The following is a 16,542-nucleotide window of genomic DNA, read 5'->3' on the forward strand; positions in this document are numbered from 1 at the left end:
TCTTTCTTCCGCCTATGCGTCCACACCGGGCGATCGAACCACTACCCTAGGTGAACATGAAGATCGCTTTCGTAGGGAAGGGCGGCAGCGGCAAGACCACGCTGTCCTCGCTCTTCATCCGTCATCTGGCCGCCAACGAGGCATCGGTTGTCGCGGTCGACGCAGACATCAACCAGCACCTGGGGACCGCGCTCGGTCTCGACGAGGAGCAGGCCGCCGCGCTGCCCGCGATGGGCTCCCAGCTTCCGCTGATCAAGGAGTATCTGCGGGGTTCCAACCCCCGGATCGCGTCCGCCGAGACCATGATCAAGACAACGCCCCCGGGTACGGGCTCCCGGCTGCTGCGGGTGCGCGAGGAGAACCCGGTCTACGACGCCTGCGCGCGCACGGTCCACCTCGACGACGGGGACATCCGGCTGATGGCGACCGGCCCCTTCACCGAGTCGGATCTCGGCGTGGCCTGCTACCACTCCAAGGTCGGCGCGGTGGAGCTGTGCCTCAACCACCTGGTCGACGGGGACGACGAGTACGTGGTGGTCGACATGACCGCCGGGTCGGACTCCTTCGCGTCCGGGATGTTCACCCGCTTCGACATGACCTTCCTGGTGGCCGAGCCGACCCTCAAGGGAGTCTCCGTCTACCGCCAGTACAAGGAGTACGCGCGGGACTTCGGCATCGCGCTGAAGGTCGTCGGGAACAAGGTGCAGGGCCGGGACGATGTGGAGTTCCTGCGCACGGAGGTCGGTGAGGACCTGCTGGTCACGATCGGGCACTCCAACTGGGTGCGGGCGATGGAGAAGGGCCGGCCCCAGCACTTCGAGCTGCTGGAGGCGGAGAACCGCATGTCGCTCCAGACCCTCCAGAACGCGGCCGAGGACTCCTACGGGCAGCGCGACTGGGAGCGCTACACCCGCCAGATGGTGCACTTCCATCTGAAGAACGCGGAGAGCTGGGGAAACGCGAGGACAGGGGCCGACCTGGCGGCGCAGGTCGACCCCTCCTTCGTCCTCCGTGAGGAGATCGCCGGCGTCAATGACCCGCTGCCGGCCTGACCACCGGTGAGGCGGCCGTGACCCGCTTGGCGGGCTTCCCCGGCTGACCGGCCGGGGCCGGGGGCTGGGCGGCGAGGAAGGCCGCCCAGCCGTCCTTGGGCGCCTGGCCGACCTCCAGTGTGCGCAGCTTCGCCAGCACCCGCGGGTCCTGGGCGTCGAGCCAGTCGGCGAGCTGCTTGAAGGAGACGCAGCGCACGTCCTTCCGCACGCACACCGAGGCGATCGACTCCTCGATGGCGCGCATATAGGTGCCGCCGTTCCAGGACTCGAAGTGGTTGCCGATGATCAGCGGCGCCCGGTTGCCGTCGTACGCCCGCTCGAAGGCCTGGATGAGACCGTCCCGCATCTGGTCGCCCCAGTACTCGTGCGACGCGGGGTCGCCCTGGGACGTGCCCGACTGGTTGACCATGAAGTTGTAGTCCATCGAGAGCGTCTCGAAGTCGCGGCCGGGGAACGGGACCAACTGGAGCGAGAGGTCCCACAGACCCTCGTCCTTCTCCGGCCAGATCTGGTCGTTGACGCCGCTGGTGTCGTAGCGGAAGCCCAGTTCGCCCGCCGCGCGGACGAAGTTGGCGCGCCCCTCCAGGCAGGGGGTGCGCGCCCCGACGAGTTCCTTGTCGTAGTCGAAGGGCAGGGGCTCCTCCTTCGTCAGGCCGGAGTTCGACTTCCAGTTCTTCACAAAGGACTTGGCCTGGCTGATCTCGCTCTTCCACTCGTCGACCGACCAGGTGCCCACTCCGCCCTCCGGACCGCAGAAGTGGCCATTGAAGTGGGTTCCCACCTCATTGCCCTCCTGCCAGGCCCCGCGCAGTTCGCGGACGGTGTTCCGGATTCCCTCGGAATCATTGAATCCGATATCGGATCGCCCGGCGGAGTGCTGCGGCGGCAGATACAGGGACGACTTCTCCTCGGGGAGGAGATAGACGCCGCTGAGGAAGTAGGTCATGGTGGCGCCGTACTTGGTGCCCACCTTGCGGAAGTGGGAGAAGAGCCGCTGGCTGTCCTCCCCCGCGCCGTCCCAGGAGTAGACGACGAACTGCGGCGGCCGCTCGCCGGGCTTCAGCCGCTCGGGCCGCAGCTGCCGGGGCTGGGCCCCGGTGAAAGCGGTGGAGCCGTCGCCGATCAGCCTCGGCGCCGCCTTGGGGGCGGGGGCGGCCTTCTTCGCTCCCGGCGCGCCCCCTTCCCGGGCATCCCCGCCGGAGTCGGCGCATCCCCCGAGTCCTGCGATCACGGCCGTGGCTGCCACACCCACGGCGACCCTCTTCGCGGCGGCCTTCATCCGCCCACCCACTTTCATATGACTTTGTGCTTTTCGGACTGGCGTCGCCGGAGCCAAAGTCACATCGGGTGGTCAAAGGGGGTGTTCGACGAGCCGCATTAAGCGCACTAATCACTGAATCGAGTGAAACACTGCCCCATTTGCCCGGAAAATCTAGCCAAGGTCTTTACTCTGCATTACGATCAATTTACTGAAAACTGAAAGTTGAGTATCCCGCCGCTGCAAGCCGTGCCCCACGGCCGCGCCCCACTTTCCGCGACCGCGCCGCCCCGGAGGAGACGGGAAACCATGTCCGCCTGCGTCCCCACCCGCACCGACGATCCCTCGGACCAGCCCCGGAAGCCCGGCCCGGCCGGCGCCGACGGCGCTCCCCCGTCCGGCGGAGCCCCCCACCGATTCCGTATCGCCGGCTCCGATCTGTCCGCGTCCATCTCCGTTTTCCTGATCGCGCTGCCGCTCTCCCTGGGCATCGCACTCGCCACCGGCGCCCCGCTCCAGGCGGGGCTGGTGGCGGCGGCCGTCGGCGGCATCGTCGTCGGCCGGTTCGGCGGGGCTCCGCTCCAGGTCAGCGGCCCCGCTGCCGGGCTGACCGTCGTCACCGCCGATCTGATCCAGCAGTACGGCTGGCGCGTCACCTGCGCCATCACCGTGCTCGCCGGCTTCGCCCAACTGGGCCTCGCCGCCCTGCGGGTGGCCCGCTCGGCGCTCGCCGTCAGCCCGGCGATCGTCCACGGCATGCTCGCCGGCATCGGCGTCACCATCGCGCTGGCACAGCTCCACATCGTGCTCGGCGGCACCCCGCAGAGCTCGGCCGTCGAGAATGTCCGGGCGCTGCCCGCCCAGTTGGCCGCCCTGCACCCCGCCGCCATCTCGGTCAGCGCGCTGACCATCGCCGTCCTGCTGGCCTGGCCCCGGATTCCGGGGCGCACGGGCCGGCTGATGCGGAAGATGCCGGCCGCGCTCGCCGCCGTGGCGGGAGCCACCACGGCCGCCGCGCTCGCCTCGCTCCATCTGCCCCGGGTCGACCTGCCCTCCTGGAGCAGCCACGCCCTGCCCGCGATGCCCGACGGGCCCGTGCTCGGACTGATCGCCGCCGTGCTGACCATCACCCTCGTCGGCAGTGTGGAGTCCCTGCTGTCGGCGGTGGCCGTGGACAAACTGGCGGCGGCCCGCAAGACACCCTCCGTCCGGGTGCCGCGCGCCGACCTCGACCGGGAGCTGGCCGGGCAGGGAGCGGCCAATGTGGTCTCCGGCGCCCTCGGCGGGCTGCCCATCACCGGAGTGGCCGTGCGCAGCTCGGCGAATGTCGCGGCCGGAGCAGTGAGCCGCAACTCCACGATGCTCCACGGCCTGTGGGTGGTGCTCGCCGCGCTGCTGCTGGTTCCCGTCCTCGACCTGATCCCGCTGGCCGCGCTGGCCGCGCTGGTGATGGTCGTCGGCGTCCAGATGGTCAACATCACCCATCTGCGCAGCGTCCGGCGGAACCGCGAAATGCTGGTGTACGCGGTGACCCTGGCCTCCGTGGTCGCCACCGGGGTGCTGGAGGGGGTGGTGATCGGGATCGCGGTGGCGGTCGCGGTCGCGCTCCACCGGCTGACCCGCACCCGGATCACCGAGGAGGAGCAGGACGGGCGCCGCCGGGTGCGGGTCCGCGGCCAGCTGACCTTCCTCGCGGTGCCCCGGCTGAGCCGGGCGCTGAACCAGGTGCCCACGGGCAGCGACTGCGTGGTCGAGCTGGACGGCTCCTTCATGGACCACGCGGCGCACGAGGCGCTGCACGACTGGCAGACCGCCCATGTGGCCCAGGGCGGGACGGTGGAGTTCACCGGCCGCTCCGGCTCGCGGATCAGCGAACCCGCGTCGGAGACCCACGGCTGCTGCCGCCCCTGGACCCCCTGGCGCAACCACCACTGCGACGGCCGGCCCGACCGGGCCACCGCGCACCCGCTGGCCGACGGCGTCAGCTCCTTCCAGCGCGACACGGCCCCGCTGGTCCGCGACGAACTGGCCCGGCTGGAGCGGGAGGGCCAGCGCCCCTCCCAGCTCTTCCTCACCTGCGCCGACTCCCGGGTGGTCACCAGCATGATCACGGCCAGCGGTCCCGGGGATCTCTTCACCGTGCGCAATATGGGCAATCTGGTGCCCCTGCCCGGCGCGGAGAGCGGCGACGACTCGGTGGCGGCGGCGATCGAGTACGCCGTGGAGGTGCTCCAGGTCGGCTCGATCACCGTCTGCGGACACTCCGGCTGCGGTGCGATGCAGGCGCTGCTCTCCGCTCCCCCGATCGGTGCCCACACCCCGCTGCGGCGCTGGCTGCGGCACGGGCGGCCCAGCCTGGAGCGCATGCGGAGCCGGAACCGCTCCTGGGTCCGGATCTCCGGCCGGCTGCCGATCGACGCCGTGGAGCAGTTGTCCCTGACCAATGTGGTGCAGCAGATGGAGCATCTGCGGGCCCATGAAGCGGTGGCACGGCGGCTCGCCGAGGGCACGCTGAAGCTGTACGGAATGTACTTCCACGTCGGCGAGGCCCAGGCCTATCTGCTCGCGAGCGGCGACGAACACCCCTATGACGTCGTCTTCGACCGGGTCGCCCCCGCCTCCTCATCCCTGGCGAAGACCCGCACCTGAACCCGCACCTGACCCCGCACCTGACCCCCGTACCCACACCGGCCCGTATCCCGCCCGGCCCGTATCCGATCCGTGGCCACGGCCCCGCCCGCCCCCGGCCGTTCATCCGTCCAGGGGAGATCTGAACCGGCCGGCCGCCCCCGCCGTGGGTAGGGGTGGGCCCCTCCTTCTCGCCGCCCGGGAAGGAGGGGCCCATCCACATGGCACCATCGGCACCGTCCGCCCCGATGCGCCCTCCGGGGTCCGGCCATCCCTTCGACGACCTCAATAGGTCTAAACCAATTATCGGAAGGCTCTTGTCACCCGGCCCTCCGGCTGGTGAGCTATGGCCTCGGACACATACGCACAGAGGACGCCCTGGGAAAGGGAGATGTCGTGAGCAACGAAAGCCTGGCCAACCTGCTCAAGGAAGAGCGCCGCTTCGCGCCGCCGACCGAGCTGGCCGCGAACGCCAATGTGACGGCGGACGCGTACGAGCAGGCCAAGGCGGACAGGCTTGGCTTCTGGGCCGAGCAGGCGCGGAGGCTCACCTGGGCCACCGAGCCCACCGAGACCCTCGACTGGAGCAACCCGCCCTTCGCGAAGTGGTTCGCGGACGGCAAGCTGAATGTCGCGTACAACTGTGTGGACCGCCATGTCGAGGCCGGAAACGGCGACCGGGTGGCGATCCACTTCGAGGGCGAGCCCGGGGACAGCCGGGCCGTGACCTACGCCCAGCTCAAGGACGAGGTCTCGCGCGCCGCGAACGCCCTGACCGAGCTGGGGGTCCGCAAGGGCGACCGGGTCGCCGTCTATCTGCCGATGATCCCCGAGGCCGCCGTGGCGATGCTGGCCTGCGCCCGTATCGGCGCCGCGCACTCGGTGGTCTTCGGCGGCTTCTCGGCCGACGCCGTCGCCTCCCGTATCCAGGACGCGGACGCCAAGCTCGTCATCACCGCCGACGGCGGCTACCGCCGCGGCAAGCCGAGCGCGCTCAAGCCCGCGATCGACGAGGCCGTCGCCAAGTGCCCGCAGATCGAGCATGTGCTGGTGGTCCGGCGCACCGGCGAGGACACCGCCTTCACCGAGGGCCGTGACGTGTGGTGGCACGACATCGTGGACCGCCAGTCCACCGAGCACACCCCGGAGGCCTTCGAGGCGGAGCACCCGCTCTTCATCCTCTACACCTCGGGAACCACCGGGAAGCCCAAGGGCATCCTGCACACCTCCGGCGGCTACCTCACCCAGGCGGCCTACACCCACCACGCCGTCTTCGACCTCAAGCCCGAGTCGGACGTCTACTGGTGTACGGCGGACATCGGCTGGGTGACCGGCCACTCCTACATCGTGTACGGGCCGCTGGCCAACGGCGCCACCCAGGTGATGTACGAGGGCACGCCCGACACCCCGCACCAGGGCCGGTTCTGGGAGATCGTCCAGAAGTACGGGGTCACCATCCTGTACACGGCGCCCACCGCGATCCGCACGTTCATGAAGTGGGGCGACGACATCCCCGCCAAGTTCGACCTGTCGAGCCTGCGGGTGCTCGGCTCGGTCGGCGAGCCGATCAACCCCGAGGCCTGGATCTGGTACCGCGAGCACATCGGCGCGGGGAAGACCCCGATCGTGGACACCTGGTGGCAGACCGAGACCGGCGCGATGATGATCTCGCCGCTGCCCGGCGTCACCGAGACCAAGCCCGGATCGGCGCAGCGGGCACTGCCCGGTATCGCGGCGACCGTCGTGGACGACGAGGCCAACGAGGTGCCCAACGGCGGGGGCGGCTATCTCGTCCTCACCGAGCCGTGGCCGTCGATGCTGCGCACCATCTGGGGTGACGATCAGCGGTTCATCGACACCTACTGGTCCCGCTTCGAGGGCAAGTACTTCGCGGGCGACGGCGCCAAGAAGGACGAGGACGGCGACATCTGGCTGCTGGGCCGGGTCGACGACGTGATGCTGGTCTCCGGCCACAACATCTCGACGACCGAGGTCGAGTCGGCGCTCGTCTCGCACCCCAAGGTCGCCGAGGCGGCGGTCGTCGGCGCGGCCGACGAGACGACCGGCCAGGCAATCGTCGCCTTTGTCATCCTGCGCGGCACGGCCACCGAGGACGAGGGCCTGGTGGCGGAGCTGCGCAACCACGTCGGGGCCACGCTGGGCCCGATCGCCAAGCCCAAGCGGGTACTGCCGGTGGCGGAGCTGCCGAAGACCCGTTCCGGCAAGATCATGCGCCGGCTGCTGCGCGATGTCGCGGAGAACCGGCAGCTGGGTGATGTCACCACGCTGACCGACTCCTCCGTGATGGATCTGATCCAGACGCGGCTGCCGAGCGCCGCCTCCGAGGACTGATCCCCCGAGCGCCCCCCGGGACCGCGAGGGCGCTCCCTACCGGCGCGGGGACCGGCACACGGACAACAGCGGAGACGACGGGCCCCCGGCGGACCACGCCGGGGGCCCGTCGTGCTGCCCACCGCCCCACCACCCCATCGCCCGTCTGTCCCACCGCCCCACCGCTCCTCTGCCTCTCTGCCTCTCTGCCTCTCTGCCCCAGCGCTCCTCCGTCCCACCGTTCCTCTGCCTCACCGCCCCCGGCCTGGGGCTTCGGGTTGAGGTGCCGGGCCCCGGGCACTTGGGTATGGTGAGGACTGCGTCAAAATCGCGACAAGAAGATCTGGGTGCGCCGGGAAGTCTGGTCGGCATGTGATTCGTGCTGCCCGACCAACCGAAGGAACTCCATGGCCGCCTCCCCCAGTCCGCGCAAATTCCTCGGCCGGCTCTCCCTGCCCGAGCGCACCTTCGTCACCGACGCCCTGCGCACCGAGACCGTGGGCGGCGTCCTCCTTCTGCTGGCCGCCATCGCCGCGCTGGTCTGGGCGAACACCCCGCTCAGCGACAGCTACGACTCACTGCGCTCGTTCCACATAGGCCCGTCGGCGCTCGGCCTGGACCTCTCCATCCAGCACTGGGCGGCCGACGGACTCCTCGCGATCTTCTTCTTCGTGGCCGGGATCGAGCTGAAGCGGGAACTGGTCGCCGGTGAACTGCGCGACCCCAAGGCCGCGGCCCTCCCCGTCATCGCCGCGCTCTGCGGCATGGCGGCCCCCGCGCTCGTCTATGTCCTGGTCAACACCCTCGGCGGCGGCTCCGCCGACGGCTGGGCCGTCCCCACCGCCACCGATATCGCCTTCGCGCTCGCCGTGCTCGCGGTCATCGGCACCTCGCTGCCGTCCGCGCTCCGGGCGTTCCTGCTGACCCTCGCCGTGGTGGACGACCTCTTCGCGATACTGATCATCGCGGTCTTCTTCACCAGCGAACTGAACTTCGCCGCGCTCGGCGGCGCGGTCGTCGGCCTCGCCGTCTTCTGGCTGCTGCTGCGCAAGGGCGTGCGCGGCTGGTACGTGTACGTCCCGCTGGCCCTGGTCGTCTGGGGGCTGATGTACAACAGCGGTGTCCACGCCACCATCGCCGGTGTCGCCATGGGTCTGATGCTGCGCTGCACCCGCCGGGACGGCGAGGAGCACTCCCCCGGCGAGCACATCGAGCATCTGGTGCGCCCCCTCTCGGCGGGGCTGGCGGTCCCGCTCTTCGCGCTGTTCTCGGCGGGCGTCGCCGTCTCCGGCGGCGCCATCGGCCGGGTCTTCACCCAGCCGGAGACGCTGGGCGTCGTCCTCGGCCTCGTCGTCGGCAAGGCGCTGGGCATCTTCGGCGGCACCTGGCTGGCCGCCCGCTTCACCCGCGCGGAGCTGAACGAGGAACTGGCCTGGCCGGATGTCTTCGCGGTCGCGACCCTCGCCGGAATCGGCTTCACCGTCTCGCTCCTGATCGGCGAACTGGCCTTCGCCGACGACCCCGCGCTCGCCGACGAGGTCAAGGCCGCCGTACTGGTCGGATCGCTAATCGCCGCCGTGCTCGCCGCGATTCTGCTGAAGCTGCGGGTGAAGAAGTACCGGGCCCTCTTCGACGAGGAGGAGCGGGACGAGGACCAGGACGGCATCCCCGACATCTACGAGCAGGACGACCCGGAGTACCACGCCCGCATGGCGGAGCTCTACGAGAAGAAGGCCGCCGAGCACCGGCGGCTGGCCCAAGTTGCGGGGGCGTCGCGCGGCGACGGCGACAGTCCGGCATGATCTGATGTCGGACCCGGGAAGTTTTCCGGGCGCCGAAGAGGAAATGTAGATCTCGGACCCAGGAGAGAGGGAGCAGCGATGAGCGACCCCGGCACCAGTGCCGAGCGCAGTCTCGGCCAGCTGGTCGCTTCGGCGACCGCCGAGATGTCCGCACTTGTGCACGATGAGATCGCACTGGCCAAGGCGGAGCTGCGGCAGGACGTCAGGCGCGGCGCGATCGGCTCGGTGGCCATAGGCATCGCGGGGGTGTTCGCGCTCTTCTCGCTGCCGGTGTTCAGTTTCGCCGCGGCGTACGGAATTCATAATCTGGGCCTCGGCCTCGCCTGGTCGTTCCTGATCGTGGGCGGGGCGTTCGTGGTGCTCGCGGTGCTGCTGGCGCTGCTGGCGATCTCCAAGTTCAAGAAGGTCAAGCCGCCGGAGCGGTCCATCGCCTCGGCCAAGGAGACGGCCGCCGTCCTCCAGACCGTCAAGCCCCACCCGCGCTCGCCGAGGTCCCAGCCCGAGCTGATCCCCGGCTCCGTGCCGCGGGAGCGGATCTCGGCCTGACCCCGGGAGGGCCGGCCGGCCGGCTGACCGCCCGCGGCGCGGCCCGGCGGACACGGCCGGGCCGGGCAGGACGCTCAGGCGGGCCGGGCAGGACGCTCGGTCGGGCCGGGCAGGACGCTCGGTCGGGCCGGGCAGGACGCTTGGTCGGGGCCCGGCATGTCGGACCGGGTCCGGGTGCGCGCTCCGTGTGCCGGGGGGCGGGGACGGCCCCGCTCCCCCGGCCGGACGGCCATGGCGCACACGGGCTGCGCGGTTGTGGCACGCTCATCAGCATGACGGCCCCTGAAACCGGTAGTGGAAGCCCCATTCGCATGGAGGGTCCGTGGACCCATCGCGATGTGGCGGCCAATGGAGCGCGCTTCCACATCGCCGAGATGGGCGACGGGCCGCTGGTCCTCCTCCTCCACGGGTTCCCGCAGTTCTGGTGGACCTGGCGGCATCAGCTCCCGGCGCTCGCCGACGCGGGGTACCGCGCGGTGGCGATGGATCTGCGGGGAGTGGGCGGCAGCGACCGTACGCCGAGGGGGTACGACCCCGCCAACCTCGCGCTCGACATCACCGGGGTGATCCGCTCCCTGGGCGAGCCGGACGCCGCGCTCGTCGGTCATGACCTGGGCGGATATCTGGCGTGGACGGCCGCCGTGATGCGTCCGAAGCTGGTGCGCCGGCTCGCGGTCTCCTCGATGCCGCATCCGCGCCGCTGGCGCTCGGCGATGGTCTCGGACTTCTCGCAGAGCCGCGCCGGGTCGTACATCTGGGGGTTCCAGCGGCCGTGGCTGCCCGAGCGCCGGCTGGTCGCGGACGGCGGGGCCCTGGTGGGCGAGCTGATCCGGGAGTGGTCGGGGCCCAAGCCGCCGGAGGAGTCGGCGCTGGACGTCTATCAGCGGGCCATGCGCATTCCCTCGACGGCGCACTGCTCGATCGAGCCGTACCGCTGGATGGTGCGGTCGCTGGCCCGGCCGGACGGCATCCAGTTCAACCGCCGGATGAAGCGCCCGGTGCGGGTCCCGACCCTGCATCTGCACGGGTCCCTCGACCCGGCGATGCGCACCCGGAGCGCGGCGGGCTCGGGCGAGTACGTGGAAGCGCCGTACCGCTGGCGGCTGTTCGACGGTCTGGGGCACTTCCCGCACGAGGAGGACCCGGTGGCGTTCTCGGCGGAGCTGATCAACTGGCTGAAGGACCCGGAACCCGACCGTCCGTAGCCGCCGGAGAGGGCTTCGGGACCCGGCGGAGAACGCCTGTCCGACGAACAGCCAATTGCCTGGCGCATACGCCAATTGGGCGCCCCTGACACGGTTACCGACCTTGGGGCACGGGCACACGTCCCGGTATGGGCTTGACGTACGACTACGGTGACGCGGCACGCAACCGTCGCTCGGCCAGCGCGCCGAGCACCCACAAGAGCGAGGGCCCGCAAGGCCGAGGCCATGATCATCCCGGACAGGGGATCGGTATCCCGCGCATTCTCCGGCGCCGAGCGCGCTGGGTCTCCGCGCGACTGCGCCACACCCGCCACTGACCGCCCCGGGCTCCCGGCACCCGACCGCTGCCGGGCTTCCGGTGTCCCCCGGCTGCCGGCCCGGGGCCGGGCCGGCAGCCGGGGGACACCGGGCCCGCCTCCGGAGCGCTACAGCGCGCACCCCTGGCTGTCCACCTGCTGGTTGGCGGAGAGACCCGCGGAGATGTCCTCGGCGATCTCGTCCACCGTGAGCGCGTAGCCGGTCTGCGGGTCGTCCAGCGAGCGGGCGAAGATGACTCCGTACACCTCGCCCTCGGGGGTGAGGAGGGGGCCGCCGGAGTTGCCCTGGCGGACGGTGGTGAAGAGCGAGTAGACATCGCGGCCCACGGTGCCGCGGTGGTAGATGTCGGGGCCGTTGGCGTTGATCCGGCCGCGGACGCGGGCGGAGCGGACGTCGTACGCGCCGTTCTCGGGGAAGCCGGCCACGATGGCGCTGTCGCCGGTGCGCGCGTCGGGCTCGGCGAACTCCAGCGGCTCGGCCCGCAGATCGGGGACGTCCAGGACGGCGATGTCCCGCTGCCAGTCGTAGAGCACGACCTTCGCGTCGTACAGCCGGCCCTCGCCGCCGATCTGCACGGTCGGCTCGTCGACCCCGCCCACCACGTGCGCGTTGGTCATGACCCGCCGCTCGCCGAAGACGAATCCGGTGCCTTCGAGGACCTTGTTGCAGCTCTGCGCGGTGCCGACGACCTTGACGATGGACTTCTTGGCGCGGGCGGCGACCGGGCTGCCCACCAGCGCCGGGTCCGGGGCCTTGACCTCGGTGATGGGCTCGTTGGCGAAGGGGCTGAAGACCTGGGGGAGGCCGTTCTGCGCGAGGACGGAGGAGAAGTCCGTGAACCAGGTGGAGGCCTGCTCCGGCATCACCTGGGAGACGCCCAGCAGCACTTTGGAGCTGCGCACCTCCTTGCCGATGGTGGGCAGCGCCGTCCCGGCGAGGGCGGAGCCGATCAGCCAGGCCACCAGCAGCATGGCGACCACATTGACCAGCGCGCCGCCGGTGGCGTCCAGGGCGCGGGCGGGTGACCAGGTGATGTACCGGCGGAGCTTGTTGCCGAGATGGGTGGTGAAGGCCTGGCCGACCGAGGCGCAGAGGATCACGATGACGACGGCGACGACCGCGGCGGTGGTGGACACCTGGGAGTCGTTCGTCAGTTCGTCCCAGATCACGGGGAGCAGATAGACCGCGATCAGTCCGCCGCCGAGGAATCCGATCACGGACAGGATGCCGACCACAAAGCCCTGGCGATAACCGACGATCGCGAACCACACGGCGGCGACCAGCAGCAGGATGTCCAGCACATTCACCGTCATTAGCCTCGCAGTCATCGCCTTCGTCACCGGACGGGGTGTCCGGCCCGCACCGGTGGTCCCGGCCCGGTGTGCCGCCCGGCACCCGGTCGGTCCGGCCGTGGTTTCGGGGAATCAGACTGTCATGAGCGCCAGTCCAGCGGGACCTGCTTCTCCCGGTCCCAGGGCCGCTCCCAGCCCGCGAAGTGCAGCAGACGGTCGATCAGACCGGCCGTGAAACCCCAGACCAGAGCCCCTTCGACGGTGAACGCGGGGCCGAGGTGGCCGCTGGGGTGGACGGCGGTGGCACGGTTCGCGGGGTCCGTGAGATCCGCCACGGGGACGGTGAAGACCCGTGCCGTCTCGGCGAGGTCGACCGCCCCGACGGGGCTGGGGGCGCGCCACCAGCCCACCACCGGGGTCACGACGAAGCCGCTCACCGGGATGTAGAGCTTCGGCAGCACGCCGAAGAGCTGGACGCCCGCGGGGTCGAGCCCGGTCTCCTCCTCGGCCTCGCGCAGGGCGGCCCGGAGCGGCCCCGCGCCCGCCGGATCGCCGTCCTCCGGGTCCAGCGAGCCGCCGGGGAAGGCGGGCTGGCCCGCGTGGGTCCGCAGACTGCCGGCGCGCTCCATCAGCAGCAGCTCGGGGCCCGTGGCCCCCTCGCCGAAGAGGATGAGCACGGCGGACTGGCGGCCCCGGCCGCTCTTGGGCGGCAGAAAGGCGCTGAGCTGGCCGGGCTCGACGGTGTCGACCGCGCGGGCGACGGGGCCGAGCCACGGGGGCAGGCCGTCGGTGGTGACCGGAACCCCCGGGTCGTACGGGCCGCCATGGCCCGCCCGCGCGGCGCCGGGCGCCGGCTCCGGGCCCCGGCGGCTCTGTCCGGGTGTCCCGCCGCGCGCGGACGCGGCGGGTCCGGATGTCTCTTCTCCTGTGCGCATGGGCACCCCCTCGTTCACAACGCCCCGGGGCGCACGGATCGTTCCGTCATCCGGCCTCCCCGGCGGCCGGAGTCTCCGCCGGGGAGGCCGGCGGGGCCGGTTCGCCCGGATAGCCGGGCGGCGGGCTGAGCCGCTGGCCCGGCCGGCCCCCCATCTCGTACTTCAGGAGCTTTCCGGCCTTCTCCGGGTCCGTCTCGCCCTCGCCGTAGGACGGGCAGAGGGCGGCGATCGGGCAGGCGCCGCACGCGGGCCTGCGGGAGTGGCAGATACGGCGGCCGTGGAAGATCACCCGGTGGGAGAGCATCGTCCACTCGGACTTCGGGAAGATCTCCGCGATCTCCGCCTCGACCTTCTCCGGGTCCGTCTGCTCGGTCCACTTCCAGCGGCGCACCAGCCGGCCGAAGTGGGTGTCCACGGTGATGCCGGGGACCCCGAAGGCATTGCCGAGGACCACGAAGGCCGTCTTGCGGCCCACCCCGGGCAGCGTCACCAGGTCGTCGAGACGGCCGGGGACATTGCCGCCGAAATTGTCCCGCAGGGCCTGGGAGAGCCCGAGCAGGGATCTGGCCTTGGCCCGGAAGAAGCCGGTGGGCCGGATGATCGCCTCCAGCTCCTCGGGGACGGCCGCGGCCAGCTCCTCGGGGGTGGGGTACTTCGCGAAGAGCGCGGGCGTCGTCTGGTTCACCCGCAGGTCGGTGGTCTGGGCCGACAGCACGGTGGCGACGAGCAGCTCGAAGGGGTTGCGGAAGTCCAGCTCGGGGTGGGCGTACGGATAGACCTCGGCGAGCTCGCGGTTGATCCGGCGGGCGCGGCGGACCATGGCGAGCCGCGACTCCGGCGCACGGCTCCCGCGCGGCCGGGGCGTGTCCCGCGAGGTGGCACGGGGTGCCGCCCCGGAGGCCGCCCGCGATGAAGATTGGGCACCATTTGCGGCTTTTTGGGCTCCGACTTCCGACTGTTCGCCCACAGCGGAATCCTGCTTGGCGGACACTCTCCCAGCCCCCTTGGCCTGCGCTCTCACCGGTGAGTTGGACACCCGGCCAGCCTACGGTCCACCACTGACATCCGCCCCGGTCACCGCCAATCCGGACCCAATCGGGCCCCTGCCGCACGAACAGACTCTCCCGTGCGTCAGACTTGTTGTGATTGATCGCACGAATATTTACTTGCCAAGGGTCCGCGGCGGACAGACTGTCCTACGCGGTGTCCCCCGGACCGGCACCGTGCGGTCCGGCATCATGGGGGCCACGGTCCCTGAGCAGGTCGACAAGGAGAGAATTCGTGGACGACGTTCTGCGGCGCGCCCCGCTCTTCGCGGCGCTCGATGATGAGCAGGCATCGGAGCTCCGCGGCTCGATGGGTGAGGTGACGCTCGCCCGCGGCGATGCGCTCTTCCACGAGGGCGACCCCGGTGACCGGCTCTATGTGGTCACCGAGGGCAAGGTCAAGCTCCACCGCACCTCCCCGGACGGCCGCGAGAACATGCTCGCCGTCCTCGGACCGGGCGAGCTGATCGGCGAGCTGTCCCTCTTCGACCCGGGACCGCGCACCGCCACCGCCACCGCGCTCACCGAGGTCAAGCTCCTCGGCCTGGGCCACGGCGACCTCCAGCCCTGGCTGAACGCCCGCCCCGAGGTGGCCACCGCACTGCTGCGCGCGGTCGCGCGGCGGCTGCGCAAGACCAATGACCAGATGTCCGACCTGGTCTTCTCCGATGTCCCGGGCCGGGTCGCCCGGGCGCTCCTCGATCTGTCGCGCCGCTTCGGCGTGCAGTCCGAGGAGGGCATCCACGTGGTGCACGACCTGACCCAGGAAGAGCTGGCCCAGCTCGTCGGCGCCTCCCGCGAGACCGTGAACAAGGCCCTGGCCGACTTCGCGCAGCGCGGCTGGCTGCGACTGGAGGCGCGGGCCGTGATCCTGCTGGACGTGGAGCGCCTCGCCAAGCGTTCCCGCTGACCACGGGTGCCCCGGCGACGGGGCCCCAAGCGGAAGGGCCGCCCGGATGGTTCCGGGCGGCCCTTCCGCTGTCCCGGCACGGGACCGGGGGGCTCAGTTCTTGCGCCCGCTGCCGTCCACGATCAGCGCGTTGTCACCGCCGCCGCCGCACGGCACCGCGTACACCGGGTTCTTGGCCGCCGCCTCCTTGAAGGCGTCGATGCACTGGTTCATCAGGACCTTCTCGCTGAGCGAGTCGCTGAGGATGCGGTTCGCCTTGGCGATGCCCTCGGCCTCGATCCGGCGGCGCTCGGCCTCCGCCTCCGCCGTGCGCGCCGCCTCGGTGGCCCGCTCGGTGGACTGCTGCTGCTGGATCTTGCGGTCGATCTGGCCCTGGAGCTGGTCGGAGGGCTTCACATTGCGCAGATTGACGGTGGTCACGGCGATGCCCCGGGGGGCGAGACGCTCCTTGATGAGATCACCGATCTCGGTGTTGATCTTCTCGCGCGCGGAGGAGTAGCCCTGCTCGCTGGTGTGGCGGGCGAAGACATTGCGGATGATCTCCCGGCTGTCCGGGAAGACCAGCCGCTGCTGGATGGCGTCCTCGCTCCCGGCGAGCCGGTACAGCTCGACGGCCTTGGCGGGGGTCACCGCCCACTTCACGGTCACCTCCACGTACATCACACCGCCCTGCTTGGAGCGGACCTCGACCACGTCCTTGTCGGAGAGGTTCAGGTCCACCGGCCGGGTGGAGAAGGTGGTGACGTTGGTGAACGGGGAGGTGACATTCATGCCCGAGGTCATGGGCGAGCCGACCTTCCCGAAGGTGACCGGGACTCCCACCTCGTAGGCGCTGATCACATGCACACAGCTGGCGACGCCGGAGAAGAGACCCGCTATCAGCGCCCCCAGGGCGCCGAACTTGAGCGCCGGGCGCTCAAGGCTGCGCCCGACGAAGAACAGCACCACTGCGGCGATGACCAGCAGAACAAACAAGACGAACACGCGGAACCTCCCAGGAAACGCCCGAAGTAAGCGGAGCGTAAGCCACACCCCAAAGCTTCGGACGCGCGGGGGTCCGCGCCGGTTCTCCGGAGCCGCGCCCGCGCCGTGGCCTGTTGCCCGTGCCCGCGCCCTGGCCTGCGCCCTGGCCTGTTGCCCGCGCCCGTGCCCGCGCCCGCGCCTGCGCCTGCGCCTGCCGTACGACGCGCTCGCGCCCGCCGGGCCTCCAGGGCGCCCC

The 16,542-nt window shown here is 70.9% G+C and carries 13 protein-coding genes; 8 read left to right on the forward strand and 5 right to left on the reverse strand.

What is annotated here, in order from left to right; genetic code table 11:
- Positions 1–56 precede the first annotated feature (56 nt).
- The gene (locus ACWCRA_RS16935) at positions 57–1,052 is read left to right on the forward strand and encodes an ATP-binding protein (protein ID WP_351548137.1); all 996 of its coding nucleotides are present in this window, start codon (positions 57–59) and stop codon (positions 1,050–1,052) included.
- Here ACWCRA_RS16935 and ACWCRA_RS16940 read toward each other — a convergent pair.
- A complete protein-coding gene (locus ACWCRA_RS16940) occupies positions 1,030–2,331 on the reverse strand; it encodes a polysaccharide deacetylase family protein (RefSeq protein WP_351548134.1) in 1,302 nt (433 codons plus the stop codon). The genes ACWCRA_RS16935 and ACWCRA_RS16940 overlap by 23 nt on opposite strands.
- Positions 2,332–2,619: 288 nt before the next feature.
- On the opposite strand from ACWCRA_RS16940, the gene ACWCRA_RS16945 reads away from it, so the two are divergent.
- The 6 genes from ACWCRA_RS16945 (at position 2,620) to ACWCRA_RS16970 (ending at position 11,139) form a co-directional block, all read left to right on the forward strand.
- Positions 2,620–4,959: a bifunctional SulP family inorganic anion transporter/carbonic anhydrase gene (locus ACWCRA_RS16945; protein ID WP_351548131.1), complete on the forward strand. Its 2,340-nt coding sequence runs from the start codon at positions 2,620–2,622 to the stop codon at positions 4,957–4,959.
- Between the two features lie 375 nt (positions 4,960–5,334).
- Entirely contained in the window at positions 5,335–7,290 is a 1,956-nt protein-coding gene (acs, locus tag ACWCRA_RS16950) for an acetate--CoA ligase (RefSeq protein WP_351548128.1), read from the forward strand.
- Positions 7,291–7,676: 386 nt separating this feature from the next.
- Entirely contained in the window at positions 7,677–9,071 is a 1,395-nt protein-coding gene (gene nhaA / locus ACWCRA_RS16955) for a Na+/H+ antiporter NhaA (RefSeq protein ID WP_351548125.1), read from the forward strand.
- A gap of 78 nt (positions 9,072–9,149) precedes the next feature.
- The gene (locus tag ACWCRA_RS16960) at positions 9,150–9,617 is read left to right on the forward strand and encodes a phage holin family protein (RefSeq protein ID WP_351548122.1); all 468 of its coding nucleotides are present in this window, start codon (positions 9,150–9,152) and stop codon (positions 9,615–9,617) included.
- Between the two features lie 272 nt (positions 9,618–9,889).
- Entirely contained in the window at positions 9,890–10,822 is a 933-nt protein-coding gene (locus ACWCRA_RS16965; RefSeq protein WP_351548120.1) for an alpha/beta fold hydrolase, read from the forward strand.
- Between the two features lie 128 nt (positions 10,823–10,950).
- Positions 10,951–11,139, forward strand: coding sequence for a hypothetical protein (locus ACWCRA_RS16970; RefSeq protein ID WP_351548117.1), 189 nt, complete (start codon positions 10,951–10,953; stop codon positions 11,137–11,139).
- A 108-nt stretch (positions 11,140–11,247) separates the two neighbouring features.
- On the opposite strand, the gene ACWCRA_RS16975 is transcribed toward ACWCRA_RS16970, so the two are convergent.
- From ACWCRA_RS16975 to nth, 3 genes are all read right to left on the reverse strand, one after another.
- Entirely contained in the window at positions 11,248–12,447 is a 1,200-nt protein-coding gene (locus ACWCRA_RS16975) for a MarP family serine protease (RefSeq protein ID WP_351548182.1), read from the reverse strand.
- Between the two features lie 125 nt (positions 12,448–12,572).
- Positions 12,573–13,367: an NUDIX hydrolase gene (locus ACWCRA_RS16980; protein WP_451067942.1), complete on the reverse strand. Its 795-nt coding sequence runs from the start codon at positions 13,365–13,367 to the stop codon at positions 12,573–12,575.
- A 46-nt stretch (positions 13,368–13,413) separates the two neighbouring features.
- Entirely contained in the window at positions 13,414–14,334 is a 921-nt protein-coding gene (nth, locus tag ACWCRA_RS16985; RefSeq protein WP_451067969.1) for an endonuclease III, read from the reverse strand.
- Positions 14,335–14,648: 314 nt separating this feature from the next.
- Between nth and ACWCRA_RS16990 the strand changes: the two genes are divergently transcribed.
- Positions 14,649–15,323: a Crp/Fnr family transcriptional regulator gene (locus ACWCRA_RS16990; RefSeq protein ID WP_351548110.1), complete on the forward strand. Its 675-nt coding sequence runs from the start codon at positions 14,649–14,651 to the stop codon at positions 15,321–15,323.
- A 93-nt stretch (positions 15,324–15,416) separates the two neighbouring features.
- Here ACWCRA_RS16990 and ACWCRA_RS16995 read toward each other — a convergent pair whose 3' ends face one another.
- Entirely contained in the window at positions 15,417–16,307 is an 891-nt protein-coding gene (locus ACWCRA_RS16995; RefSeq protein ID WP_351548107.1) for an SPFH domain-containing protein, read from the reverse strand.
- Between the last annotated feature and the right edge of the window lie 235 nt (positions 16,308–16,542).

It is taken from the genome of Streptomyces sp. NPDC001889, assembly GCF_053594535.1.

Excerpts from the sequence above, each read along its gene's own strand:
- nhaA (WP_351548125.1), top strand. The coding sequence starts at position 7,677 with ATGGCCGCCTCCCCCAGTCCGCGCAAATTCCTCGGCCGGCTCTCCCTG.
- ACWCRA_RS16960 (WP_351548122.1), top strand. The coding sequence starts at position 9,150 with ATGAGCGACCCCGGCACCAGTGCCGAGCGCAGTCTCGGCCAGCTGGTC.
- ACWCRA_RS16935 (WP_351548137.1), top strand. The coding sequence starts at position 57 with ATGAAGATCGCTTTCGTAGGGAAGGGCGGCAGCGGCAAGACCACGCTG.
- ACWCRA_RS16945 (WP_351548131.1), top strand. The coding sequence starts at position 2,620 with ATGTCCGCCTGCGTCCCCACCCGCACCGACGATCCCTCGGACCAGCCC.
- ACWCRA_RS16965 (WP_351548120.1), top strand. The coding sequence starts at position 9,890 with ATGACGGCCCCTGAAACCGGTAGTGGAAGCCCCATTCGCATGGAGGGT.
- ACWCRA_RS16980 (WP_451067942.1), bottom strand. The coding sequence starts at position 13,367 with ATGCGCACAGGAGAAGAGACATCCGGACCCGCCGCGTCCGCGCGCGGC.
- ACWCRA_RS16940 (WP_351548134.1), bottom strand. The coding sequence starts at position 2,331 with ATGAAGGCCGCCGCGAAGAGGGTCGCCGTGGGTGTGGCAGCCACGGCC.
- ACWCRA_RS16970 (WP_351548117.1), top strand. The coding sequence starts at position 10,951 with ATGGGCTTGACGTACGACTACGGTGACGCGGCACGCAACCGTCGCTCG.